Source organism: Streptomyces sp. ISL-1, assembly GCF_018614585.1.
Taxonomy (GTDB): domain Bacteria; phylum Actinomycetota; class Actinomycetes; order Streptomycetales; family Streptomycetaceae; genus Streptomyces; species Streptomyces maoxianensis.
In genome coordinates this window covers 55,051-79,506 of record NZ_JAGGOI010000055.1, presented here as the reverse complement: position 1 = coordinate 79,506, position 24,456 = coordinate 55,051, and the positions used below count along the sequence as shown (strand labels likewise).

Here is a 24,456-nt window from a genome sequence, read left to right as displayed (position 1 = left end):
GATCGTGATCACCCACGAAGCCGGCAGACCCGCCGCACCCGTGATCACCAGAAGCCACGCCAGAGCGCGGCTGCCACCGACCTCGCTCCCGACAGACCGTCGCCTTCTTCCATGGCCGACGGACACCGGTCCGGTCTCTGTGGTTGTCATATTGTTTTACCCGCTCCGATAGCGAACTAGGGCCTTGCTGTGCCTCAATCCAGAATGGCGAGGGCCCGCCAAAATCCATTCGGCAAACGGATGAAACCGGGGCCGGTAGATCATTAAGCCATGGTGAAATGAACGCGCAGACCGTGCATGTTATCCGCTCCGGTGTACGCCTCCAGCCGACGGCGCATTGTGCCGTGGGGCAGCCGTGCTTCCTATTGGCATGACACACCTGAGCACGACGATCTGCGTCATCGGCGGAGGGCCGCATGAGGGCCCTCCGCCGATATAGCGCGGGGACGCGCACCGACGTGGTGTGGCATTCGGGTGAACGCACAGAACCAAACTCATCAGGACGCGGTTGATCCGTCTGACTCCACGATCGGTCATTCAAAGCGAAGAGGAACAAAAAGTGATCAAGAAGATTCTGACTGCCGCGATGGTTACCGCTTCAATGGTCGGCGCCGGCGCGGCGATGGCACCGCAGGCCATGGCCATCGGCGACGACGAGGGCACCACGTCGACCAGCGGCACCAACGCCCTTCAGAGCTTCGGCAACTCCAGCACCGCCGGTGACATGAGCCCGCAGATCGGCCTCGTCCAGGGCTCGCTCAACAAGCCCTGCGTCGGCCTTCCGGCCAAGGCCGACGTCGGCTCCCTCGTCGGCGTCGTACCGGTCTCGGTCCAGGACATCCCGGTCCTCTCGGCCCCGCAGAGCCAGCAGTGCACCGAGAACTCCACCCAGGCCAAGGGCGACGAGCCGCTGTCGCACATCCTCAGCAACATCCCGGTCCTGTCGGGTAACGGAACAGGCAACCAGTAATCCGGCAGCAGGGACGGGCGTGGCCCTGAAGCTCGAGAGTTCAGGGACATGCTCATGCTCGGTGCGTCAACTTTTCAGCAAATGAAAATACGCACCTGGAGCGACTGATACACAATCCTGGAGAATCCTCCCGACAGTTCGATAAATCGCGCGTGCTGCATACGAGTGACTTTCCGAACTGGCAGCCCTGTCGGGGTTTCTTTATGGGAATCAATTCGTTACAACTCCGCAGAGGTGTTCACCAACAGGAAACTGGCTGCGCAGCGCGAAGGTTGCGCATGCACATGACACTGCTGCCGAAAGGATCGAAATGAAGCACAAGAAGGTCGCAACCGTCGCCGCGGGCGTCATCATGGCCCTGGGCGGCGCCGCGCCCGCCATGGCCGACGCCGGCGCCGAGGGTGTCGCCGCCGGGTCCCCGGGCGTTCTTTCAGGCAACGTGATTCAGGTTCCGCTTCACGTTCCGCTCAACGCCTGCGGCAACACGCTCAACGTTGTCGCCCTGCTCAACCCTGCCTTCGGCAGCGTCTGCGGCAACGCCTGACAGCTAGCAGCCCGTACAGGGCACAGCGACAGCCGGCCCCGGAGAGCACCGCAGCGCTCTCCGGGGCCTTCCGCACGCTTCAGGCCTCTTCGACCGCGGCCGATAACGGCCCTATTCAAGCCCCTCACTGGTCCCTACCATTCCCATCGATCCGGCTCTTCGAGAACCGCTCAGAACTATTTGAAGGGTTGACATGTCCATGCCTTACATGGGCCTGTCTCCGGGTGAACCCCTCACATTTCCCCGATGGGAGAATCATGCCTCGTACACTCATTGCGGGCGGCGCGACAGTGGCTTTTCTCGCTTCGCTGCTCGCCGCCCAAGACGCTTCCGCGGTCAGCATCGCGCCCCCGGACAAAATCACGATCGACATCGCGACGGTGAACGGATCGGGGTGTCGCCCAGGGACCGCCGCTGTGGCCGTGTCCGAGGACAACACCGCCTTCACGGTGACGTACAGCGAGTACCTCGCGAAGGTCGGTGTGGGCGCGTCGCCGACCGACTACCGGAAGAACTGCCAGCTCAACCTGGTCGTGCACGTCCCGCAAGGCTTCACGTACGCGATTGCCAGCGCCGACTACCGCGGCTTCGCGAGCCTGCAGGCCGGCGCCACCGCCACCCAGAAAGCGTCGTACTACTTCCAGGGCTCACCGGACACGGCAGCCAGAAATCACCCCTTCAAGGGCCCGCTCGACGACAACTGGCAGGCGAGCGATTCCACGGAATGGGGTCAGTTGGTATGGGCCCCGTGCGGGGTGAAGCGCAACTTCAACATCAACACCGAAGTCCGCGTCAATGCCGGAACCTCGGATCCGAAGAGGACCACGAGCTTCATGACGATGGACTCGACGGACGGTGAGATCAACACCATCTACCGGCTCGCATGGAAGGTGTGCGAGGAGTCCTGAGCGAACGCGACGCCCCGGCCGCCCTCACGGTGGCCGGGGCGTGTTCGGCGTGGGGGCGCGTACACCCCGCCCGGGCCACCGAAGCCGTCGGCCTGCGCTTCGGCCCCCTGCCCCGGCTGTGTTCCTTATGGTGTGCCGGTGACCGAGACCTGGCAGCCCACCGACCGCGGCGTCCTGCGCCTCCCCTCCGGACGGCTCGTTCGAGGCCGCGGCCTGCGTCGGCCGCTCCCGCCCGGTCCGGCGCCCACGTACGCCGTCCATCTCCTCGGCAAACAGCCGCCCGAGGTCGACTGGGAAACCCGTTGGCTGCGCTGGCCGGACTTCTGGCTGCCCAGCAGCCACGCCGACGCCCTGGCAGTCCTCGGCGAGGCATGGCACCGCGCCGCCCGCGAGCGCGTCGAGATCGCCTGCGGCGGCGGCCGCGGGCGCACCGGCACCGCGCTGGCCTGTCTCGCCGTGCTCGACGGGGTGCCGGCCGAGCGGGCCGTGGAGTTCGTACGGCGGAACTACGACACCCGCGCCGTCGAGACCCCCTGGCAAAAGCGCTACGTCCGCCGATTCGCCGATTGACCGACCGACAACAAGGTGACGAGGGCAACACCTACCCGCCCGCTTTCCGCGCCCGCATCGCAAACCGCAGGTGTACGGACCACCCCGCCGACCCTTTCGAAGGGAACGAGCCGCTCTCACCGGCCGAAGCGCCAAACCGGACATTCGCACCACGCCGGCGTGGCCGCCCCCGGGGTCGCCGCGTGGTCCAAAACATGAAGCGATCACCGTTACGCGCCCGTAAGCTCACCGACATGCAGGTGATCCAGTCGACGAAGCTCGCAAACGTCTGTTACGAAATCCGGGGCCCGGTCCTCGAGGAAGCAATGCGGCTGGAGGCAGCAGGGCATCGCATCCTCAAGCTCAACACCGGCAACCCCGCGGCCTTCGGTTTCGAGTGCCCGCCCGAGATCCTCGAGGACATCCTCCGCAACCTCGGTGGAGCACACGGCTACGGCGACGCGAAGGGCCTGCTGTCAGCGCGCCGCGCGGTGATGCAGCACTACCAGACCAAGGGCATCGACCTGGACGTCGAGGACATCTATCTGGGCAACGGCGTCTCCGAGCTGATCCAGATGTCGATGCAGGCGCTCCTCGACGACGGCGACGAGGTGCTCGTACCGGCCCCGGACTATCCGCTGTGGACCGCGTCGGTATCCCTGGCGGGCGGCACGGCCGTGCACTACCGGTGCGACGAGCAGGCCGACTGGATGCCCGACCTCGCCGACATCGAGCGGAAGATCACCGATCGCACCAAGGCGATCGTGATCATCAACCCGAACAACCCGACAGGCGCCGTCTACTCCGACGAGATGCTCCGCGCTCTCACGGAGATCGCCCGCCGGCACAACCTGATCGTCTGCTCCGACGAGATCTACGACAAGATCCTCTACGACGGCGCCACGCACACCCCGACCGCCGCGATCGCCCCGGACCTGATGGTCCTGACCTTCAACGGGCTCTCCAAGAACTACCGGGTGGCGGGCTTCCGCTCCGGCTGGATGGCGGTCTGCGGCCCGAAGGCGCATGCCGCCTCATACATCGAGGGCCTGACCATCCTGGCCAATATGCGGCTGTGCGCCAACATGCCCTCGCAGCACGCGGTGGCCACGGCGCTCGGCGGCCGCCAGTCGATCGAGGACCTCGTCCTGCCGGGCGGCCGGATCCTGGAGCAGCGGGATGTCGCGTACGACCTGCTCACCCAGATCCCGGGCGTGACCTGCGTGAAGCCCAAGGGCGCGCTGTATCTGTTCCCGCGGCTCGACCCCAAGGTCTACAAGGTCAAGGACGACCGGCAGATGGTGCTCGACCTGCTGCGCGCCGAGAAGATCATGGTCGTCCACGGTACGGGCTTCAACTGGCCGGAGCCGGATCACTTCCGGATCGTGACGCTGCCGGCGGCGAAGGATCTGGCGGACGCGGTGACGCGGATCGGGACGTTCCTGGACGGCTACAGCCAGCCCTGAGCGGGCCCCGAGTGTGGCCTCGGCAAAGGGTTCCGACCCGACTCAACTTTAGACAGAATCTAAGCTAGGATGGTCTCCTGACAGTGAGCAGGAGGCCATCCCCATGTACGAGCCGATCCGCACGCAACGTCGTGGGTCCGTCCACGCGATGGCCGACGACGCCCAGTACCCGCACCGCACCCGCGAGGAAGAGCTGGACATCCAGCTCGCCGGTCATCTCTCCGCGCTGCTCGCCGTCACCGACGAACTCGGTCTCGACGCGGCCGCCGACAGCATCGCGGCCCAGGTCGCCCGCCTTCGCGGGGCGTCGCCGGTCCGCCACGCGGGCCTGAGCGGCGCGGATCCCGCGTCCCTGCACCGCCGCGCACTCGACCTCGCGGGCCGCGCCCTCGTCGTCGCGGCATCCCGCGCCGACACCGCCGCCGCGATCCTCTCCGCCCAGCGGATGGACGCGCACACTGCCGCCCTGGCCGAACCCCGCCTGGTCGGCGCCCACTGACGGCCCCGGTTCGCGGGCCGTGGAGGCGCGCGGACCGGGTGCCACCTTCTGTGTGCATTGCCTGAGGGCCCACGAAGAATTCCTTCGTGGGCCCTCAGGGTTCTGCTTGCGCTAACCGATTCGTCGGGAGAACCACCCTGGCTGCGGCTGGGCGAGAGCTCCCAACCGGACCAGCTCCCCGCACTCGTGAAGGAGATCATCCCTGCGCGGAACGGGATCCATCCCAACACTTCGCGCGAACATTTCCAGGCGCCACGCATCAAACGCCTCGTGCCCGTCCGGGAGCAGGTCGATGTCAACCTCTGCTCCGTCAGGTCCGGCCATTAGGCACCCTCGCCCGTGGACCGAGTACGAGAAACCACCGGCAGCGTCGGCTCTTCGCTCAAGCTCTCCCGCGCGGACACTTCTCAGTACGTTCGCCAGCGCATTGAACTCGGGATATTGGCCCGCCAGCGCCCTCCTGATGAGATCGAGATTCTCCAGGAAGGAACTCACACAACGGGAAGCAGGATTGAGCTGACTCACCTGCGCCTCCGCCCTCTGCGTTCATTCGGAAAGTCTGGGCCGTCTTCAACCGATGCCCAGATCACTTCGTCGATGCTCTTGTACTTGTAGGCCTTGACCTCATCAAGCGTCAGGGATCGGTACTTGACGTCAATCCCGGCCTTCTTGGCTGCAGCGACGCGATGGTGACCGTTGATCACATAGCGCCGGTTGAGGTGCTCGAAGACCTCGATGGGCTCGCCCACCCAACCATCCTTGCTCATGCTTTCGGCGATTTCATCGACCCGCTGGCGGTCAGCAGTGCCGCCGAGCTGCTCTGTTCTCTCCAACTCGTGAGGGCTGACAGAGCAATTGTGCACCAGGACGGGTGTGGTCTTCGCCAATACGTAGTACGTGTGGATGCCCTGGACAGTCAGGTCGTGCGTCTGCTGGCGCTGCTCGAAAGTGCGGACAGCCATGACAGTGGCCGCGCCGCCGTCCGCCGTACGCAGCTCCATACCCGACTCGAGGTCACCGGCATCGATCCATGCACCCTCGGACTCAACCCAGAACGGGTGGGTCGTCGTGGATATCAGGGCGGCCGGCTCCTCGTCCTGACCCTTGATCGTAAGGTCGACGAATTCCTTGTCATCCTCGGTGACGATCGTGGCCACAACTTCGCGGGTCACTGTTTCGCCCGTCGTGGGATCGGTGGCGATGATCTGGTCGCCGAGTTCGATCTCCTCGATCGGTTTACTGGAGCCGTCTGCAAGGAGCACTGGTGTCGATGGAAGGAAGCTGTGCGGAACAGGGCAACTGCCCTTCTTCTCCTTCTTGGCGGCGGCTTTGACCTTCTCCAGTTTCTCCTTGGCCTTCTGGACCTTCGACGATTGGTCCCAGGCCTTCATCGCGCCGCTGATCAGCTCGTCGAGGTGACCCGCGATCGTCTTGCCGAGATCCCATGCCTTGTCCAGCCGCCACCCGTACTTCTTGATCAGCTTGGCAGGCAGGCCGCCGATGAGCATGGACGCGACATTGAGCGCGGTCTCGCCGCAGGCCCCCAGGTCGCCTGAGGAGAAGCAGTCGAGACCCGCGTTGATCCCGAGTTCCTCCATGGCGATGTCTTTGAGCGCGTCGGCTGCTTTCTTGACCCTCTGCTTCGTCTTGCTGTAGTTCGCCTCCGCCTGGCCCAGTTCCTGCTCGGCATTGCTGACCGCGTGGCTGGACGAGTACTTCTTGACGAGGTTCATCGCCCACTGGAACAGCTTGGGAATGGAGATCCAGAGCCCGCTCGGGTCGGACAGCGTGACCGGGCTGTTGTTGCCGTAGGCGTAGCCGTTGACCTGCTGGGGCTGCGTGAAGTCGACGATCGGGTCGGGTGAGATGAACTTGCCCAGGCCCGGGTCGTATTGGCGGGCACCGACGTTCGTAAGGCCCGTCTGGGTGTCGATGTCGCCGCCGACGAAGCCCTTTTCACTGGTCCAGGGGCCGGTCGGCTTCGCGCGCTCGACGCCGTAGGGGTCAAGGCGCCGCTGAGAGACGGCACCTGTTGTGGCGTTGACGGACAGTTCGTTGGTGCCGTGGTGGTCGGCGGCGAGGAACGAGAGGTCGCCGTTGTCCGTCCGCATGGCGACCGTCTTGCCCGCGAAGCTGTAGTAGCGGGTCGCTTCGACGGCCGTGCTGCCCTTGGCCTGGCGGAGTTCCAGGCCGGGGAGGTAGACGGTGGTGCCAGTGGCGTCCGAGCGGGTGAGCCGGTTGCCGTCGGCGTCGTAGATGTAGTCCGTGGTCTTTCCGTCGGCCTCCGTGGTCCTGGCGAGCTTGCCCTCGGCATTCCAGCCGAGTCTCTGGGTGTCTCCGCCCAGGGTCCGCTCGTCGGTGTTGCCGGCGTCGTCGTAGCCGTACGTCGACTGCTTGTCGCCCGTGGGGGTGTTCTCGACGACCTTCGTCACGGCGTGCGGACCGGCAGGTCCCTCACCGTAGGTGTAGGTGCGCGTGACGTCCTTGGCCGCGTTCAGGCCGGTGTCGTGGCGGACCTCCTTGGTGCGGTTGCCGATTGCGTCCGTCTCGTAGGACGTCCAATAGGGGGCGGGGCCGCCCAGCGCGGAGGTGCCGGGAGCCGTGGCACAGGCGGACGGGGACGAGGCGTCGAGCTTGCTGCCGACGGTTCCCGATCCGGTCGCGGTCGCCGCGGTGGCGGCCGGAGTCCATGCCTCGGAGAGGCGCTTGCCACTGTCGTACCCGAAGCACTGCACGTCGGGCGATGCGCCGGCCGAATCCGCGATGGACAGCACATTGCCGGACTGGTCGTACGAGTAATCGGCCTTCCTGGCCGGTCCGGTGAGGCCTTCGATGTCGACGACCGAGTGCTTGAGGCGTTCGGTGCCCTTCTCGTAGTGGAAGGTCTGCCAGTTCTTCTTGCCGCTGCCGGTGGACAGTTCGAGCTGCTGCAGCTGGCTGGTGGGCGAGTAGACGGTGTCGGTGACGTAGGACGTCTTGCCGGTCATCGTCTTCGGCCGCTGCAGGTCGTCGTAGTCGAAGGCGATGGCCTCACCGGTGAGGCCGCCAGCGGCCGGCATGCCCTGGCCGTTGACCGTACCGTCGGCGTTGTAGGTGGTGGTGAAGACGTACGTGCCGGCCAGTTTGTCCTGCGACTCCGGGACCGTGTACGCGGTCTTCAGCGGCCGGTACATCGCGTCCATGTCCTGCGTGACAGTGGAGAAGTACTCGGTCGCGCTGGTGTAGCGCAGCGAGGCGTAAGCCTCCCCGAGCCAGCCCGCCTTGTCGTACTTGGTCTCGGTGAGCTTGGTACCAGTGGTCGGATCGCCGTCCCATGTGGTGACCGGGCGGCCCAGCTTGTCGTAGACCGTGGAGATCTTCTTGTTGCGGTTGTCCGTGCTGGACACGGGCCGGTCGACGTCGTCGTACTTGACCGTGGTGGTACCCGTGTCCGGGTCCACGCTCTTGACCTTGCGGTTCAGCTGGTCGTACTCGTACCGCCAGACATTGCCCTTGGCGTCGGTGACCGACTCCAGGTCACCGGCGGGCGTGTGGGTGTACTTGGTGGCGTCGTATCCGGAGACCGGGCCGTCCGGGTCCGGGCTTTCGCCGTGGTAGTGGCGCAGCTCGGTCAACGCGCCGGCCACGTTGGTGATGGTGGTGGTCGGGACGCCGCCCTTGGGCGGGTCGACATGAGTACGGTCACCGTCGTACGCGATGCTCGTACGCCATTGCTCGACGCCCGCGACCTGGAAGATCTCAGCCGTCTTGCGGCCCATTCCGTCGTACTCGTAGCGGAACTGGGAACCGGTCTCGCCGTTGGCGACGATCAGCAGGTCGTTCGAGGGTGCGCCGACGGCGTTGTAGGTCTGGTTGCCCATCTTGACCTTGCCGGTGCCGTCGTAGAACGTGTCACCGACGAGCCGGGTCCCATTCGGGCCCTCGCTCTGCAGCTGTCGCGGACGCAGCAGAGCATCGTAGAACTGGTACTCGACGCCGTAGCCGCCACCGTGCTCTATCTTCTCCGTCTTGATGGAGACGGGCTTGTCCCGGCGGACGTCATACGTGTACTTGACGCTCGGGGTCTGCGTCTTGGTCCGGTCGGGGAACCACACCGAGGTCACGCGGCCGAGCGCGTCGAGCGACGCCTCGGTACGCCGGCCGTTGGGGTCGGTCTGCCCGACGGAACGGCCCCACGCCGGAGCGAAGTCGGTCGTGGCGGCGTGACCGAGCGGATTGGTGAGCTTGACCTTCGAGATCAGTCCGTTGACGTCGGTGTACTGGGTCTGCACCGAGGAGCCGGCAGCGTCCGTCTCGGACGAGGGGCGCCCATAGGCGTCGTACGTGATCGTGCCCGTCACCTGATAGGTGGCGGTCGTGCCGTCGTGGGACGTCAGCCGCTCGGCCCTGGTCTCGTCACCCTTGGTGGGCACGGCCCCGAACGCGAGACCGTCGTAGTGGGTGCGGGTGTCGCCGATGACCTGCGTCTTGCGGTCGGTGGCGGCGCCGCAGCCGGTGGCCACGACTTCGGTGCGGGACTGCAGGGTGTAGAGGTTCCTGGCCGGGTTGTCCGCGTAGCTCAGACGGGTGCAGGTGTCATCAGTCGCCGTGGACAGGTCCGCGGAGTCGTCGGTCCGCAGCAGTCGGCCGGTTCGGTTGGAGGTGTCGAACGTGGACACCGCCTTGGTGCTGCGCCAGCCGCCGCCGGACAGCGCGGTGTAGCCGCGCGAGATGTCCGACTGCACGATGGTCGCCTTGGTGGTGGCCCACGTCTTGGTCTGGGTCGCGGTGTCGTGCTTCCACGGCTCGGTGATCGCCTTGGACGCGACCTTGGTGCCGTTGTAGGTCTGGGCCTCGATCTGGAAGCCGGTGTACTCCTTGTGGCCGGTGTACCTGGTACCGGTGGAGTCGGTGACATCCTCGGAGCGGGCGCCACCGCCTGGCAGCTTGTCGCCGTCGAGTCCCTGCAGGTACGTGTAGTCGATGCGGGTCGTCATGGACTGGCCGTTGCCGGCGCTGACCTTGACCTTGCCGTAGCCGTGCCACTGGCTCCAGGTGAGGAACTTGTCCTCGGTCATTCCGTCGGGCTCGGACTTCCGCCAGCCTGCGTTGCCCTGGTAGTCGTACCGGGTGACGAGATCGTCACCGCCGCCGGTGCGGTCGGTCTCGGTGATCTCGGCGACGACGTACTTGTGGAACCAGTCCGTACGAGGCTCGATGCTCCCCGGCGGGGCCCATACGACCGGGTAGCAGCGCTTCGTCGACTCTCCCGGCTTGGGCAGGGCGGAGGCGGTGCACTCGGTCGGTCCGTAGGTGACGTCGAGCTGGGCTCCGGTCTCGCTCAGCACGGTGGCCAGGCGGAAGCGGTGGATCGCGTCGATGTTGTCCGTGTCGCTCGCGACACGGTTCTTGAGGTGCACGCCCTGCAGTTCGACGGAGGGCATCTTGATGCTGCCGCCACCGCCCTTGCCCTCATGGTCGATCTTGTTCAGCCAGAGGGTCTTGGTGTCGTCACCGTTGTCGGTGAAGGTGTTCGTGAACGTCCAGGCATCGACGTCGGCATAGGCATCGGCGGCGGTGCCGGAGCTCATCTGCGTAGTGATGCCGGTCAGCCGCTTGGTCGTCCAGAACGTCTGGGAGGACTGGGGCGCGGTGCACTTGGTGGCGGCCTTGCAGAAGCGGTCGACGGGGGTGTCCGGCCAGTGCGCCGCGTTGGCGGTGGTGAACTTGGACTCGGCGCAGTCGAAGGCATCTGTGGGCAGGCAGCGCTCGGCCGTCCTGAAGACCACGCGGGCGGGTGCCTTGGTGGTGTAGACGCCGCCGTCGCGCTGGCCGTAGTCGATCCGCTTGAGGTACCCGCCGCGGATGTACTCGGTGCCGTTGACGTCCGTCTTGCCGTTGAGGGCGTACCGGTTGGTCTCGGACCCGTAGTAGTACGACATCACATTGCCGTGGGTGTCCTTGACGTGGTCGAGGTTCCACCGCCAGGCCTGCTTGCAGTGCGCGCCGGTGAACGTCGCGTTGTAGCAGGGCTCGCCGGTGTTGTTGCCAAAGACCGGGGAGGTCCAGGTGGAGGTAGTGGTCTCCTTGCCCGTGGTCCAGCCGGGGAGCTTGTTCAGCCCGAACCAGTACTCGGTTCCGTCGGTGGTGGTGAGCTTCCAGTGCTCGCCGTCGTTGTCACCGTTGTCGGCGCCGGTGAGCTTGGCGATCTCCGCTCCGTTCTCTGAAGCGAGGTGCCATTCCTTGGTCTTGTCGTCCTGGATCAGCTCACCGGACATGCCGTTGAGCACGATCGTGGCGTTGTCGAAAGCCCAGCACTGTTCGGCCGACGTCTTCTGTCCGTCGTCGGCGCAGGACTTGTAGCGCCGTTCGATGTAACCGGGCTCGTAGCCGAAGCCCTCACCGATCCACGAGCCCTGGTTGTTGGTGGCTGCCGTACGGCCGTCCGCGGACTGCGAGGAGTAGCCGAGAGCCATTTCCGGCGTCAGCCCACCCGGCGTCGGGACTGAGCGCAGCGGGTAGCTCCAGGAGAACCCGCCAGAGGAGTTCGCGACCGACCAGCTCGCCGAAGGCGCGAGACTGGTGGCCTTGTAGTCGCCCTTCGAGGAGGAGTCGCCCGCCGCCACCGCGAAGACAGCCGGGGCGCCCGCGGCAGGTGCCGCGGAGACCTGCGCGGTCACGGACCGGGTGGCGGGGTCGTTCTTGAAGGGAATGCGCTTGGGCGTCGCCGGGCAGCCCTTGCTGCCCGGCGCCTGCGTCGCGGCACACGCGGGCAGCTCGATCAGCTGCAGCCGGGAGCCGTAGCCGCCGCCCGCGCCCTCGGCGAACTTGGCGTAGTCCAGGGAGAGTCCGACGGGGGCCGCCGCCTTGGCGCCGTCGGAGCGCTCCACGGTGAGCAGCGCGGCGCTTCCCCACTTCGCCGCGGCCTTGTGGCCCAGCGAGGTGACCTTGACCTCGGACGGGGTGGCGGCCGCGCCCGCGGCGCGCTTGCCCTGCGCCGCGGGCGGGGTCACCGTCACGGGAAGACCGCCCACGGTGGACTTGGCGGGCTTCGCCGCCCCGGCCCTTGCGGCCGGCTCGGCGCCGCCGACGGCCGACTTGGCGCCCTTCGCGGGCGCGACAGGTGCCGCGAGCGCGATCTCCGTGCTGCCGGCCTGCGGCCAGGCCGCCGGGTCCAGCGTTCTGGCGGCCGCCTTCTTTGCCGGGTCGGCAGGACGGGGCTTGGTCTTGGCGTTCTTACCCTCGGCCGGGTCGGAACTGCCGGGAACACCGGGCCGCTTGGCGCCCTCGGGTTTCGCCGGTATCGCCTGGGCGGTAGCTGCCGACAAAGACAGGGCCAAGCCCAGGACAGTGGCGGCCACCACATGCCTGGGCATGCGTGAGGCCAGCAATCTGCCACGTAAAGACATCAGTCAACTCCACAAGGAAGAGGAAGAGGAAGGAAGAGACCGCCGGACAGGCGGTGGCTGCCCGTGGGCGGCCGTCGGTCACCGACGGCCGCCCACGGGCACCAACTGCGTTCCCTACAGGTCCGGGTCTCCGGTCAGCTGGTTCATCCGGCCGACCGCGGTCGCGTCCGCCGCGCCCACGTACACACGCACCTCGTCGATCGAGCCGGCGAAGTACTCGCTGCCGCCGTCCAGCGCGGAGCGCCCGACCTGGAGGCCACCGCTGGAGGCCCAGGTGGTGTGGTCGAAGAATTGCTCTTCGTCGTCCGACGCCGTGGCGACCGGCCGGCCGTCGACGTACAGATCCACCTGGTGGGTGACCGCGTCGTAGACCACGGCGAGATGGGTGCCCGACAGCGAGAACCCGGGGACGGCATCGGCATCGGTCACCGTGGTGACCTTCGCCGTATCACTGTCCGCATCGGTCAGGGCGAGCTCCCACTGCTTGGTGGCGGCCTGGAAGCGCACCGTGATCCGGTTCGCGTTGCGGCCCGGCAGGGAGAGCACTGTCTGCGACTTCTCCGCGTCCGGGGTGGTGAGCTTGGCCCGTACGGCGACGGTGTAACTGTCCGCTCCGGTAACCACGGGGGTGGCCGTGCCGGCCCAGTCGTCGGTGCCGTCCAGGGCCAGGCTGCCGCCGTCGACCAGCGCCGCGTCGTCGAACTCGTCCGCGGGCTTGTAGATGGTCGCGCCGTGCAGCGCCAGCGGCTGACCGCCGGCCTGGACATTGACGGAGTTGCTGTCGGCGCCGACGGCCTCCAGCGGCCAGTAGCCCTTGCGCTGGGGCTTGACCGTGATCAGCTGAGCGATCTGGGTCTGCGGCAGCACCCGGTCGTACGCGCGTACTTCCGCGAGGTCGCCCTCGAAGTTGTCGCGGTAGCCGCTTTTGGACAGCACACGGCCGATCTGGAGACTGCGGATCGAGGACCACGCCGTGTGGCGCGCGGTCTTGGCCGCCTCCTTGTCATTGACGTAGAGCCGCAGTTCGGGACCGGCTGCGCCATAGGCGTCGAAGACGCCGGTGAGCAGCACCCACTCATTGGCCTTGACCGGGTACGTGGCCGCCGGGGCGACCGCCTTCCAAGTGCTCATGGCATCGACGTCCATGTCGGGCGTGGAAAACGCCCATGCCTTGTCCGTGGCGTCGTAACCGAGGACGAAGCCCGGCTCACCGGTGCTGTCCTGACTGACGACGGCCATGTCCCTGTTCAGGGCCGTGGGCTTGACCCAGGCGCTGACGGAGAAGCTCCGGCCGGTGTCCATCACCGTGCCCCACGAGTCGAGGTAGGCGTTCTTGGTGCCGTCGAAGTGCGCGGCGCCGTCGGCCACCCCGCCCGGTCCCTCGGCTGCGAAGGTGACTCCGGTGCCCGGGCGGCCCGGGTGGCTTCCGCTGTCGGAGGTGTCCTGGGCCAGTTCGCTGCCCGCCGGATCGTCCAGATTCCACTGGCCCGCGGCCTGTTTGCCGTCGGTCACCAGGAACTCGTGATGGGCGGGAACGCTGGAGTTGTTGGCGCCGTCATAGGCCTCGACGGTCACCCAGTGGCGTCCGGCCCGGGGAGGATTCCAGGTCACGGTGGTCGGTGCGCCCGCGGTGACGGTGACCGTCTTCCTGGCCTCGCCGTCGAATACGTACCGGTACTCCTTCACGTCCTTGTCGAACGCGGCGAACGTGAACTTGCCGACCGTACCGATGCCGTGGTGCCACATGTCGTCGTCCGGGTACTCGGGCGAGGTGACCGTGGGAGCCTTCGGCCGGGCCGCGTCGCGCATGATGGCACAGCGCTGCGGGGTGCCGTCGGAACTCCACGGGCCCCAGGCGTCACCGTCGAAGGCCCGGGCCTGCCAGCTGATCAGGGTGCTCGCGGGGATCTTGGGTTTGCCGGCGGGCTGGGTCACGGTGTGGGTGAACACAGTGCCCGCGTTCGGCGACTTGTAGCCGGTCTCCGCGAGGTAGTTCTGCTCAGCACCGTTGGCGTCGTTGTAGAACACCTGGAACTGCATCTTCACCTGGTCCGCGTACGCGGAGCCGTGGTCCGGGTCGCGCGCCTCGGCGCGCAGCTGCGGCAGTACATCGGTGTACTTGCGGGTCGCGGGGTCCCAGTTGCACGGGCCGCCGGGGTTGGTCGACATCAGCTTGTAGTCGACCTGCCGGGGCGGGGTGTTGTACTCGATCTTCAGGAAGGTGTTGCCGCAGATCCGCTTCCAGCCCGGGTAGTCGGACTCGTCCTTGGCCCGTAGGCCGAGGGACATGCTGGACCAGCTGTCGGCCGTGGCCGCCTTGACCTCATTGAGCAGTTCGCCGTTCTTGATGTTGAGGTTGGCGCTGCCCTTGCAGGTCGTGGGTGAGATCTTCGTGTCCATCGTGGCCAGGTAGTCCGACCAGTCGTCCTTGGTATTGCCCCAGCTGCTGGACTTGGTGACCGTGTAGTTCTTGCCGCCGATGCGGTAGAGGTCGACGGGTTCGGCCTTGGCGTCGGCCCAGTACACGAACTCCACGCGGGCCGAGAACTGGGCGCTGAGGATCTGCTTCCCGCGGTACGCGGACAGCGGGAAGGTGTAGAGCAGACGCCGAACGCCGATGCCGGCGCAGGTGGTCGGGTTGTAGTTGATCGGACACTTGCCCATGCCGGCGCTGCCCGAGTACGCCCAGTCCTGCTCGCCCGGCATGCCGGACATGACACCGGTCCACGCGGAGCGGTGGATGGTGCGCGGGATGGGGTCGACCACGACCGGGTAGACGGTGTCCTTGCCGCGCAGCAGCTTGGTGTCCGGGGTCAGGGTGAGGCGGTTCTTGGAGACTGCGAGGCCTACTGAGGCCTTGCGGCCGCCGTCCACGGCTTGCAGGGCGGCCTTGGGCGCCACGGGTCCCGCGGCGTTACCGGCCGCGGTTCCTGCCGCCGTTCCGGGCGCGGTTCCGGGCGCGGTTCCCGCGGCGGTACCGGGCGCGGTTCGAGCCGTACTTCCCGTCGCGCGGGCTCCGGAACCGGCCGACTGGGCAGCGTCCTTGGCCGGCTGGGTGGCCTTCGCCGAGGAGGGGCTCGGGGCCGAGTCCCACATCACGGCTTTGGCCGCCTCGAAGACCGTGCCGCCGACCGCCGCGTCAACGGCGCGCATACCGCCGCCGGGGTCCTTCTCGATCTTCAGACCCTTGGCGGTGAGCCCGAGGTCGATGCTGTTCAGCTCCGGATTGGCCGCGGCTTCGGCGTTCTTGACGATGAAGTAGTGGCCGAAGCCTTCGATCTCGGCACGTACGGCCAGGTCCACACCCGGCAGCACTTCCTCATAGCGGGCGGTGTTGCCCTCCACCTTCGGGGCGGGCAGCTTGCCGCCCGGCCAGGTCAGCGAGTACTCACGGCCGGCTCGGCTCATCGTGACGAACGGGCCGTCGCCGCCACCGGAGAACTCCAGGCCGACGGTGGCGGCCTTCGGCGAAAGGCTGCCGTCCGCCTGCTTGACCAGCGTGTCGTCGACCGGCGCCCAGCCACCGGGCTTGAGCGTACGGACCGGCTGGGTGTACTCCTGCGCGGTGAACGTCCCCTTGGGGTCGGCGAACACATCGCGGCGCTCCTGGCGAAGGCCCGAAACCTCGACCCTCTTGCCGGTCCGCTTGGCTGCGGCCAGCGCCACCTGCTCGGTCTGCGCCTGACCGGTTTCGGCCGCCACGGTGACAGCATTCGTGTACGCGTCGGCCGCTTCGGCTGCCGCGTCCTCGGCAGTGCCCGGCAGCGCGTACGTACCGGCGGCGAGCACCGCCGTCAGCGCGCCGGTCACGATCGCCGCGCGGCCTCTTCGACCTCGTATGCCTGAACTGGTCATGGACACTCCCCCGCGTCTCCCCTTGTTCCGCTCCATCACCGGACCACCGCACCGAATGCCGTGCCGTCGGCGGGCAGGCCGTCCTGGCCGGGTGCGAAGGTGCGCGTCGGGGCGCCGCCGCTGACGACCGTCCAGTCGAAGGCGTACACCGAACCCGGTGTGTCACCGGACGGGTTCACGACGCCGACCAGCAGTGACTGCGGCGTCGCGGCCAGGCTGGTGCCGGCGTACATCTGGTGCTCGGGTACGCCCGGGATGCCCCAGCCGGGGTCGAGCCAGGCGTCGGTGGGGCCGGGGTTGGCGTCGAAGGGCAGGATCTGCACGCCGCCCTTGTCCAGGTGCTCGGCCGTGGCCGAGGCCTCCTTGCCGGGGACGCCCACGGCCACCTTCACCGTGGCGGCCGTGGCTACCTGAGTCGGTGCCGTGTTGACCACGGCCACTTGCTGGCCGAAGAAGTCGCCCGCAGCGGGGTCGCCTTCCATCTCGGTGACGCCCTGGTTCAGGTTCTCCAGGGTCCGCGTCACCGTCTTGTCCGGGTTGACGCGGTACAGAGCGACGCGACCGGCGTCGGTGACGGCGCCGATGTCCTCGCCGGGGACGCCCACCGCGAGTACGGCGCCCAGCGCCGAGGCCTCCGAGGAGATCCGGTGCGGGGCCATCGCAAGGGAGGTGCCGAAGCGGTCGTACGGCTCGGCCGACAGGTCCTTGTCGGTTCCGGCCGGCGCGTCCGGGGTCTGCCCGAGGCCGAATACCGGGTCGGGCAGGCCACTGGTGTTCAGCGACGGTCGAAAGACATGGATGGCGCCCGCGAATGCGGCGGTGGGAATCGACTCGCCCGGCGAGCCCACCGTGAAGTAACGGTCCGTCGATGCGAGCGAGGCACCGAAACGGTCGTTCGCCTCGGAGGCATCCCACACCCCGGTGCTGTCCTGGGAGACGACGACGTTCGCCGGCGGCTTGCCGCTGAGGTAGTGGATCACTCCCGCGTCCGCGCCCGCCGCGGTGTCCTCTCCCGGAGAGCCGATCACCAGGAACGGCAGGGCGGTCGACGTGGTACCCCCGGTCAGCGCGAAGCCGAACAGGTCTCCCGCTTCAGGGCCCTGAGATGCCGTCACCCCGGTCTGGTCGTACGTCGCCGAGGCCGGACCGGTACCCAGGCCGCCCGGAGCGCCGAACAGCACATACACGGAGCCCGAGTCACGGGCAGTGCCGACGTCCTTGTACGGTGCGCCGACCACCAGGTCGCTGCAGCCGTCCGCATTGAGGTCGCCATGCGTCAGCGACCGGCCGAACTGAGCTTTGCCCTCGGCATCTCCCGGCACCCAGGCCAGATCCTGCTGGATCTGCACGCTTGTGGCCGTCGTGCCGCCGTAGACCACCGTGACCGCTCCGGACCCGGCCTTGGTACCGACCGTGGCATCCGGATCGGCGATCGCCGTGTCCCGCAGGCCGTCGCCGTTGTAGTCGGACTCGCCCCCACCGCAGGTGCCCGCGGCCGACGCGGCCGAGGGACCGAAGAACGCTACGGCAGCCGTGATGAGAAAGCCGAGAACGGCCAGCCAGGCGATCGAGTATCCGACTCGGTAGTTCTTTCCCCATAAGCCCGCGGCCGTCGGCTCGCGCCGAATAGTGTCGGTGCCTTCTCCCTGGCCGGCACCGACCGAAACAAACGAATCGCCTTCGGGTGGCGCGCACGGCACCACATCCTCAACACTCACAACCCCACCCCAGTCCATACATGACCTTCACATAAGCCTGGAGAGCTTACTTTCACGAACGGGCGGGTCGCTTGTGACAAGAGTCATGCGCCGAGGACGGCCCGCAAACGCCCATTGGCCGACAACAGAGTTGTGGTCCAGAAATCCATGTGCAGTGCCTATGTATTCCGGCGCGGAGCAGCCGACGTGGGCCAACTCGTGGGGGTGAATGGCTGATTCCGGGCGCCTACGGGAATCCTCCTTTCATCTGCCACGCATCCGACTCCGCGTGGAATGTTGAATTCCGCGAGCATTCCGTCGCGGAAAAGGGTCCGGCCCCCGGAGCCGTGAGGGGGCTCCGGGGGCCGGGACGCGGCGGACCTGGGTGACCCCACAGGTCAGGGCGGATGTCGGGTTGGTCCGCCGCGACGATTCAGGACGAGCGTCAGCCGAGCCGTGCGACCAGCGCGCGGTACTCGTCCCACAGCTCCTTGGGGGTGTGGTCGCCGAAGGTGTTGAGGTGCTCGGGGACCAGTGCGGCCTCCTCGCGCCAGACCTCCTTGTCGACCTTGAGCAGGAAGTCGAGGTCCTCGGCGGCCAGGTCGAGGCCGTCCGTGTCGAGGGCCTCGCGCGTCGGCAGGATGCCGATCGGCGTCTCGACGCCCTCGGCCTTGCCCGCCAGGCGCTCCACGATCCACTTGAGCACGCGGCTGTTCTCGCCGAAGCCCGGCCAGACGAACTTGCCCGCGTCGTTCTTGCGGAACCAGTTCACGTAGTAGATCTTCGGCAGCTTCGAGGCGTCGGCCTGCTGTCCGACCTTGATCCAGTGGGCCATGTAGTCGCCCATGTTGTAGCCGCAGAACGGCAGCATCGCGAACGGGTCGCGGCGCAGCTCGCCGACCTTGCCCTCGGCCGCGGCGGTCTTCTCGGACGCGACGTTCGCGCCGAGGAAGACGCCGTGCTGCCAGTTGAAGGACTCCGTCACCAGCGGTACGGCGCTGGCGCGGCGGCCGCCGAAGAGGATCGCCGAGATCGGCACGCCCTTGGGGTCCTCCCACTCGGGCGCGGCGATCGGGCACTGCGAGGCGGGCACGGTGAAGCGGGCGTTGGGGTGGGCCGCCGGGGTCCCGGACGCGGGCGTCCAGTCGTTGCCCTTCCAGTCCGTGAGGTGGGCCGGGGCTTCCTCGGTCATGCCCTCCCACCAGATGTCGTTGTCGTCGGTGAGCGCGACATTGGTGAAGACGGCGTTGCCCCACAGGGTCTTCATGGCGTTGGCGTTGGTGTGCTCACCGGTGCCGGGCGCGACGCCGAAGAAACCGGCCTCGGGGTTGATCGCGTACAGCTGGCCGTCCTCGCCGAACCGCATCCAGGCGATGTCGTCGCCGATGGTCTCCACGGTCCAGCCGGAGATGGTGGGCTCCAGCATGGCGAGGTTGGTCTTGCCGCAGGCACTCGGGAAGGCGGCGGCGACGTACTTGGACTCGCCCTGCGGCGGGGTGAGCTTGAGGATCAGCATGTGCTCGGCGAGCCAGCCCTCGTCGCGGGCCATGACGGACGCGATGCGCAGCGCGTAGCACTTCTTGCCGAGCAGGGCGTTGCCGCCGTAGCCCGATCCGTACGACCAGATCTCGCGGGTCTCGGGGAAGTGCGAGATGTACTTGGTGGAGTTGCAGGGCCAGGAAACGTCCTCCTGGCCCTGCTCCAGCGGGGCGCCGAGGGTGTGCACGGCCTTGACGAAGAAGCCGTCGGAGCCGAGCTCCTCAAGGACGGGCTGTCCCATCCGGGTCATCGTGCGCATGGAGACGGCGACGTAGGCGGAGTCGGTGATCTCGACGCCGATGGCGGACAGCGGCGAGCCGAGCGGACCCATGCAGAACGGGACGACGTACATGGTCCGGCCACGCATCGAGCCGCGGAAGATGCCCTCCTCGCCGGCGAAGATGTCCTTCATCTCGGCCGGGGCCTTCCAGTGGTTCGTCGGGCCCGCGTCCTCCTCCTTCTCGGAGCAGATGAAGGTGCGGTCCTCGACGCGCGCGACGTCGCTCGGGTCGGACGCGGCGTAGTAGGAGTTCGGGCGCTTGATCGGGTCCAGTTTTTTGAAGGTGCCCTTGGCGACGAGCTCCTCACACAGGCGCTCGTACTCGGCTTCGGATCCGTCACACCAGACGACGCTGTCCGGCTGCGTGATTGCTGCGATCTCGTCGACCCAGGAGACGAGCTCCTGGTGATTGGTGGGGACGGTGCTGGGAGCCGCGATGTCGCGCGCCACGATCGCTCCTAAGTGAGGGGTCTGAAGGTTGTTGCCCCGTGGGGGCTGCGACCCGGATGCTTCGTAGCCCGCTCATCCGGTGCCGACCGCACTCATCTGATCATCCGTGCAGTATGCGCATATGTCCAGAGGACCACTCACGTGAGCATCGCCACTCCATGCCCGCCCCGGTGCCAGAAGGCCGCTCGGCCAGGCCGCAGAAGGGGCGTGGCGAGGTGGCGTGGACGTATCCGTTACCTACGGTTGCGTAGGTAACATCCTCGTCATGACTTCTGCCGCCGCGCCCGGAGTGACCGAGATAGAGCCACCCCCTGTGAAACCGAAGCTGCGCGGCTGGCTGCACGCCGGGATGTTTCCCGCCGTCCTGATCGCGGGAGTGGTGCTCACGGCGCTCGCCGACTCCTCCCGCGCCCGGGTGGCCTGCGCGATCTACGGCTTCACCGCGTGCCTGCTTTTCGGCGTGAGCGCGCTCTACCACCGCGGCAACTGGGGGCCGCGCGGCGAAGCCGTACTGCGCAGACTCGACCACGCCAATATTTTCCTCATCATCGCCGGCACGTACACCCCGCTGACGATGCTCCTTCTGCCCGATTCCTCCGGCCGGACCCTGCTGTGGGCTGTCTGGGCGGCAGCCGTGGCGGGCATCGCGTTCCGGGTCTTCTGGGTCGGCGCCCCGCGCTGGCTCTACACGCCCTGCTACATCGCGATGGGCTGGGCGGCGGTCTTCTTCCTGCCCGACTTCATGCGCACCGGCGGGATCGCTGTGCTCGTCCTTGTGATCGTCGGCGGGCTGCTCTACAGCGCGGGCGGCGTGGTCTACGGGATCAAGCGACCGAACCCGTCACCGCGGTGGTTCGGCTTCCACGAGGTCTTCCACTCCCTCACGCTCGCGGCGTTCATCGTGCATTACGTGGGCATCTCACTGGTCGCCTACCAGCACTCGTAATCCTGAGCGTCGCTGTCATTCGGCATCGACTCCCGGTGGGGCTGCCACGTCGATACAGGACAATGACGGACATGGCCGCCACCACACGTACCCCCTCGCGGGATGCCCTCGCCGATGCGCAGCCACAGCTCAGCCTGCGTGAGCGCAAGAAGCTCAGGAAGCGGATCGCGATCCGCCGGGCGGCCTACCGGCTCGTCTCGGCGCAGGGGTACGACGCGACCACCATCGAGCAGATCGCTCAAGCCGCGGAGGTCTCCCCGTCCACGGTCTTCCGCTACTTCCCGACCAAGGAAGACATCGTCCTCACCGACGAGTTCGGCCCGGCCATGGAAGCGGAACTGCGGGCGCGGCCGGCCGACGAGGACCCGCTGGACTCGGTCCGGCATGTGATGACGGACAGCCTCCTCGCCTTCGTCGGGGACGAGCGCGAGGAGGCCGTTCAGCGCACCAAGCTGATGGTGGAGGTCCCGGCGATCCGGGCCAGGATGACCGAGACCATGGCCTCCACGTCCGAGTTGCTGGTCCGCGCACTCGCCGACCGCACCGGCCGGGACCATGACGACCTGGACGTACGGGTCTTCACGGGGGCGGTACTCGGGGCGCTGCGCGAGGTGATGCTGTACTGGGCGGCGCGGGACCACCAGGACGATCCGGTCGAGCTGGTGGACCGCGCGCTGACGACGATGCGGGGCGGGCTGAGACTCTGACCCGGGGCTGCGCCCCGGATCCCGCGCCCCACGCACGAAGGGCGTACGCCCGGCGCTACCTCGCCACGTCCCCCTTTCCGCACGCCACGCCGTCCCTGTTCGGGTCGAGCCGCAAGGGGTCGTCCTTCCCGTTCACCTTCAGCCGTCCGTACTCGTGCGCCGTCAGCCACCCGCACCGGGCCGCCGTCGTCGCCCTCACCTCACGTGGGAACACCGTGGGGACACAGACCCCCGCCGCGCCGTAGTGCCGGTCGCAGCCCGCGATCACCGGGCTCACCGGCGCCGAACTCCGCTTCTTCAGCGCCTTCTTCGGCGCCTTCGCCGGAGCGTCCGCGAAATCGTGGACATGCGCGGACGGCGCGTCGGCCGCCATCGCCGCAGGACCCCCGAGATGCACCCACTCGGCCACCGACGGAACTCCGTTGGCATCGACCGCGAAGAGCATGTACCAGCCGGGTGGCGCCATATTGGGGTTGCTGGTGACATTGAGGTCGATGTTGTTGCCGTCCACCGTCATCGGCAGGTCCAGGAACCGCTGGTTGGGGTCGGAGGAGTGCGTGACCGCTGCCGGGCGGATCAACTCCGCCTTGGCGATGGGCCGGTCGACCGTGATCCGCTGGGTGTCCCCGTACGTCCACTGCCCGTCGATCACCGAAGTGATCTCCGGCCGGGCGCCCTTGAGCAGATACGGCGGCGTGTAGATCGACACATTGTGGTTGTACGTGCCGTTGCCCGGGTTGTCGCCCACCGCCATCACCCGCCCGTCCGGCAGCAGAAAGGCCGAGGAGTGGTACGTCCGCGGGATCGGGTCCGTCGCAAGACCCTCCTCGTACGTATTGGTCACCGGGTCGAAGAAGGACGCCTCGTACACCGGGTCGGCCCGGTCGTGCAGCCCGCCCCCCGTCTCGAAGACCTTCCCGTCGGGCAGCAGCACGGCCGAGACGAACATCTTGCCCTCGGCGCCGGTCTGCGGCCGCTTGCCCTGACCCTGGTCGACCTGGCCCTGCGGCAGCAACGGGCCGTGCGCATAGCCCGGGTTGGGGTCCTTGAGGTCGATGATGTCGGTGAGGCGGTTGGCGGCCGGGTTGGTCTCGTTGTTGCCGCCGCCGATCGTCAGCACCCGCTGATCCTGGGCGGGCGGCAGCAGCACGCTCGCCGACTCGTCCCGCTGGTCCTTGTTCTGCAGACCGGGCACATCGGTGATGGTGTTGGCGGTGTAGTCGTAGATGGATGCGCCGGAGCCCTGTGTGCCGTTGCCGAAGACATGGCTGCCGGAGTAGAAGAGCCGGCCGTCCTGCATCAGGATCATCGACGGATACAGACCCCAGTACGACCAGGTCTGGTTGACCTCGTTCATCGGCAGCCACTTGTTCTGCGCCGCGGAGAACTTCTCGGCCGTCACATTGCCCGTCGAGTCCTCCTTCAGACCGCCGAAGGAGATGACGTCACCGTTGCCGAGGATCGTCGCCGACGGATACCAGTGGCCGCCGTTCATGTCGTTCGTCTTCGTGTACGTCTCGGTCGCCGGGTCGAAGATGTACGAGTCCTTCAGCCCCTGGTAGCCGATCGTGCCGTCGGCCGACGGATAGCCCTTGTTGCCGCTCATCACCAGGACCTTGCCGTCCTGGAGCTGCACATGGCCGGCGCAGAACATGTCCACGGGAGTGGGGATGGTCCGGAAGTTGCCGGTCACCGGGTCATAGACGGCGGAGGTGAAGGTGCCCGCCTCGAACAGCGCCTCGTCGTTGCCGGAGCCCGCGATGACGAGGACCTTCCCGTTGTGCAGAACCACGGAGTGCATGGAGCGCACCGGGTTCTGGACCGGCAGGACGTCCCAGCGGCCCTTGGCGCACTCCTCGGGCGTCCCCGTGCAGACGGGGTCGGGGGCGGGGACGGTCACTTCCTCCATGACGTAGTCGTCGGTGGTGACCGAGCCCGTTCCGTACACCGACACGCCCCAGGTGATCCGGTCGGTGCCGGGCGGGACGGCGGGGGTGCGGACCTCCACCCGCTCGTAACCGGCGCTCATGGGGAGGGTCTTGAGATCCGTCCAGTACTGCCAGCCGCCCGTCACGTCGTGCCGGAAGAGCGTGACGGCGGTGTCGGGGGTGGTGCTCTTGTACCAGAGGGAGAGGTCGTACTGGCTCTCCGGCTTCACCAGGGGCGCGCAGACCGCGTCCTCGGTGATCAGGGCCTTGCGGTCGCCGTCGACCCGGCGGCTCAGCGAGACCTTCATGGCCTTGCTGCCCGAGTGGGCGTCGGCGACGGTCTCGAAGGTGAAGTCGTTGTCCCCCCAGCCGGACTTCTCCCAGCAGGCGGGCATGTCCGCGAGGCCGGCGGACTCGAAGCCCGGATTGGTGATCAGGTTGGGCGGGCCGGCGGAAGCCTGCTGCGGGGCGGTTATCAGCAGCCCCGCGGTGAGCGCTACGACGGCGAGCAGCGCGGTGCGGCGTCTTCCGGCTCGCATCGCTGTGCGGCGTCGTCCGCCCTGCGGCGCGGTGCGAAGTCTCTCGCCCTGCGGCGCGGTGCGACGTCTCGCGCTTCGCAGCGCGGTGCGCAACGCTCGCATCCCGCGCGGCGCGCGGATGCGCGGGACGCGCGGTTCGGACGCGCGGGTCCCGGGCTCACATGGCCCGGAGGTAGGTGACTCGTCAGGCA

Annotated in this window: 14 protein-coding genes; 8 read left to right on the top strand and 6 right to left on the bottom strand. The window is 67.5% G+C overall.

Annotation, left to right across the window (positions count from 1 at the left end; all coding sequences use genetic code 11):
• The first annotated feature begins 559 nt into the window (after positions 1-559).
• From J7E87_RS31780 to J7E87_RS31755, 6 genes are all read left to right on the top strand, one after another.
• Positions 560-970, top strand: coding sequence for a rodlin (locus J7E87_RS31780; RefSeq protein ID WP_215098083.1), 411 nt, complete (start codon positions 560-562; stop codon positions 968-970).
• Positions 971-1,280: 310 nt separating this feature from the next.
• Positions 1,281-1,514 (top strand): chaplin, encoded by a 234-nt coding sequence (locus J7E87_RS31775; RefSeq protein WP_215098082.1) that lies wholly within the window; start codon positions 1,281-1,283, stop codon positions 1,512-1,514.
• 257 nt (positions 1,515-1,771) lie between these two features.
• Positions 1,772-2,422, top strand: coding sequence for a DUF4360 domain-containing protein (locus J7E87_RS31770; protein WP_215098081.1), 651 nt, complete (start codon positions 1,772-1,774; stop codon positions 2,420-2,422).
• A gap of 138 nt (positions 2,423-2,560) precedes the next feature.
• Positions 2,561-2,992 (top strand): protein-tyrosine phosphatase family protein, encoded by a 432-nt coding sequence (locus J7E87_RS31765; RefSeq protein ID WP_215098080.1) that lies wholly within the window; start codon positions 2,561-2,563, stop codon positions 2,990-2,992.
• Between the two features lie 233 nt (positions 2,993-3,225).
• Complete coding sequence (locus tag J7E87_RS31760) at positions 3,226-4,437, top strand: pyridoxal phosphate-dependent aminotransferase (protein WP_215098079.1); 1,212 nt, start codon at positions 3,226-3,228, stop codon at positions 4,435-4,437.
• Between the two features lie 103 nt (positions 4,438-4,540).
• Positions 4,541-4,936 (top strand): hypothetical protein, encoded by a 396-nt coding sequence (locus J7E87_RS31755; RefSeq protein ID WP_215098078.1) that lies wholly within the window; start codon positions 4,541-4,543, stop codon positions 4,934-4,936.
• Positions 4,937-5,047: 111 nt separating this feature from the next.
• Here the strand turns inward: J7E87_RS31755 and J7E87_RS36625 are convergent, their stop codons facing one another.
• The 5 genes from J7E87_RS36625 to J7E87_RS31735 all read right to left on the bottom strand — a co-directional run bounded on the left by J7E87_RS36625 (position 5,048) and on the right by J7E87_RS31735 (position 20,145).
• Positions 5,048-5,431: a hypothetical protein gene (locus tag J7E87_RS36625; protein ID WP_374195246.1), complete on the bottom strand. Its 384-nt coding sequence runs from the start codon at positions 5,429-5,431 to the stop codon at positions 5,048-5,050.
• Positions 5,432-5,457: 26 nt separating this feature from the next.
• Complete coding sequence (locus tag J7E87_RS31750; protein ID WP_251018294.1) at positions 5,458-12,255, bottom strand: polymorphic toxin-type HINT domain-containing protein; 6,798 nt, start codon at positions 12,253-12,255, stop codon at positions 5,458-5,460.
• Between the two features lie 183 nt (positions 12,256-12,438).
• Positions 12,439-16,179 (bottom strand): LamG domain-containing protein, encoded by a 3,741-nt coding sequence (locus J7E87_RS31745; protein ID WP_215098077.1) that lies wholly within the window; start codon positions 16,177-16,179, stop codon positions 12,439-12,441.
• Positions 16,180-16,214: 35 nt separating this feature from the next.
• Entirely contained in the window at positions 16,215-17,897 is a 1,683-nt protein-coding gene (locus J7E87_RS31740) for an integrin alpha (protein ID WP_215098076.1), read from the bottom strand.
• Positions 17,898-18,321: 424 nt separating this feature from the next.
• Complete coding sequence (locus J7E87_RS31735; RefSeq protein WP_215098075.1) at positions 18,322-20,145, bottom strand: phosphoenolpyruvate carboxykinase (GTP); 1,824 nt, start codon at positions 20,143-20,145, stop codon at positions 18,322-18,324.
• A gap of 265 nt (positions 20,146-20,410) precedes the next feature.
• Between J7E87_RS31735 and J7E87_RS31730 the strand changes: the two genes are divergently transcribed.
• Together J7E87_RS31730 and J7E87_RS31725 are read left to right on the top strand one after the other, a co-directional pair.
• The gene (locus tag J7E87_RS31730; protein WP_215098074.1) at positions 20,411-21,091 is read left to right on the top strand and encodes a hemolysin III family protein; all 681 of its coding nucleotides are present in this window, start codon (positions 20,411-20,413) and stop codon (positions 21,089-21,091) included.
• A gap of 71 nt (positions 21,092-21,162) precedes the next feature.
• Complete coding sequence (locus J7E87_RS31725; protein WP_215098073.1) at positions 21,163-21,798, top strand: TetR/AcrR family transcriptional regulator; 636 nt, start codon at positions 21,163-21,165, stop codon at positions 21,796-21,798.
• A 55-nt stretch (positions 21,799-21,853) separates the two neighbouring features.
• Here the strand turns inward: J7E87_RS31725 and J7E87_RS31720 are convergent, their stop codons facing one another.
• The gene (locus tag J7E87_RS31720; RefSeq protein ID WP_215098072.1) at positions 21,854-24,265 is read right to left on the bottom strand and encodes a galactose oxidase early set domain-containing protein; all 2,412 of its coding nucleotides are present in this window, start codon (positions 24,263-24,265) and stop codon (positions 21,854-21,856) included.
• Positions 24,266-24,456 lie beyond the last annotated feature (191 nt).

Coding starts and splice junctions, on each gene's coding strand:
- J7E87_RS31775 (WP_215098082.1), top strand. CDS start 1,281: ATGAAGCACAAGAAGGTCGCAACCGTCGCCGCGGGCGTCATCATGGCC.
- J7E87_RS31720 (WP_215098072.1), bottom strand. CDS start 24,265: ATGCGAGCCGGAAGACGCCGCACCGCGCTGCTCGCCGTCGTAGCGCTC.
- J7E87_RS31770 (WP_215098081.1), top strand. CDS start 1,772: ATGCCTCGTACACTCATTGCGGGCGGCGCGACAGTGGCTTTTCTCGCT.
- J7E87_RS31730 (WP_215098074.1), top strand. CDS start 20,411: ATGACTTCTGCCGCCGCGCCCGGAGTGACCGAGATAGAGCCACCCCCT.
- J7E87_RS31745 (WP_215098077.1), bottom strand. CDS start 16,179: ATGACCAGTTCAGGCATACGAGGTCGAAGAGGCCGCGCGGCGATCGTG.
- J7E87_RS31760 (WP_215098079.1), top strand. CDS start 3,226: ATGCAGGTGATCCAGTCGACGAAGCTCGCAAACGTCTGTTACGAAATC.
- J7E87_RS31755 (WP_215098078.1), top strand. CDS start 4,541: ATGTACGAGCCGATCCGCACGCAACGTCGTGGGTCCGTCCACGCGATG.
- J7E87_RS31725 (WP_215098073.1), top strand. CDS start 21,163: ATGGCCGCCACCACACGTACCCCCTCGCGGGATGCCCTCGCCGATGCG.